General features: G+C 62.0%; 2 protein-coding genes. Both read right to left on the bottom strand.

All coding sequences use genetic code 11. From position 1 onward, the window contains the following. Positions 1–139: 139 nt before the first annotated feature. Complete coding sequence (locus tag PLJ71_16500; GenBank protein HQM50289.1) at positions 140–997, bottom strand: type II secretion system protein; 858 nt, start codon at positions 995–997, stop codon at positions 140–142. Positions 998–1,059: 62 nt separating this feature from the next. After that, on the bottom strand, positions 1,060–1,272 hold a 213-nt coding region (locus PLJ71_16495), incomplete at its 5' end, for a hypothetical protein (protein ID HQM50288.1).

Below are 1,272 nucleotides of genomic sequence, written 5' to 3'. Positions count from 1 at the left end.
TTCTCGTCGGCCATGCGCGCCTCGCGCATCGAAATCGGAAACAGCCGGTACACCGCGATGATGCCGATCATCAGGATGGCCAGCGCGATAAGCACCTCGAGGAGCGAATATCCGTGCCGCTTGTTCACGCCTGTCCTCCTCATTCCACCAGCTTGATGCGTCCGGACGACTTCGATATCTGTACCTTCACCGTCTCCAACGGTTCCCTGATCGGCGCATCGGGCTCGATGAACCGATCATCCAAGTCGCTGTCGGGCGTCGAGCCGACGTTCATCACCAGCCGCTCCTGCGTCGTCGTCGTGTCCACATACCCCGCGGGCACGAACACGTGCGCCGCCCAGCAGTCGGGCACTTCGTAGGTATACGGTTTAGTATTCGGATCCGGGTTCGGGTACGGGACATTGGGCACGACAAGCACGCCCTCTTCGTTGCGGATGCGCACGGCCCGGAGTCCCTTGGCCGGATAACCCGTCATTTCCTCCCAGAAAGGGCGGTATTCGGCCGGGACAACACTCATGTCAAAGTCGCCGAGGACGCAGGCGCCCTCGCTCAGCTCGGTCAGCTCGATCTCCGCCACCGGGACGAAAACCGGCGTTTCGGGCTTGATGCCTTTTTCCTGGGGAAGGATCTCGTTGGGTCCGCCCGCGTAGTCAGGGTCAAGCTCCCACTGGCGCAATTCCGCGTCTGTGGCGCGGCGGAAGACGCCCACGCTGCGGGCGACGATTACGGGGGGCAAAAGCACCGGGTCGCGGCTGTCCAGCTGTTGTTCGGCCGCGTAGGCCAGGCAGGTCTCGACGTTGTAGGTGGCGGCATGGAACTCGGCGGCCCGCAGCATGTTGTAGAGGGTGCGGCCGCTCTGCGAGACATACTCTTTCTGGAAGGCGCCGGCCTTGACTAGCGTGGGAATGACCACGGCGGCCAGAATGCCCATGATGGCCAGTACGACCAGCAGCTCGATCAGGGTAAACCCCGAATGTCTCGTGCCTCGCATGTTCATATCGCTATGATTCCATGAGACAGGGGCGTCGCGTCCGGGGCGCCGCCCCTGTCCGCAGTTGATTAACTGTAGAACCCGGTCCAACCGGCTTCCGAGTCCCAATTGTTGATGTCGTCGCCGCCGCCGAAATACTCCTCGTTAGGCGCATAGCCCGGAAAGTCTTCAAATGCCTCGGACCAGACATAGCCGGCCGTGCTGGCGCCCAGCGAAAACAATTGGTCGCAGGCCTGGTTCATGCCGGTCGAGAAGATATAGACCGGCAGCTTGGTCGGAGC

Source organism: Candidatus Hydrogenedentota bacterium (assembly GCA_035416745.1).
In the GTDB taxonomy this organism is placed as follows: Bacteria; Hydrogenedentota; Hydrogenedentia; order Hydrogenedentales; family SLHB01; genus UBA2224.
This window is presented reverse-complemented; position numbering and strand designations above follow the sequence as displayed.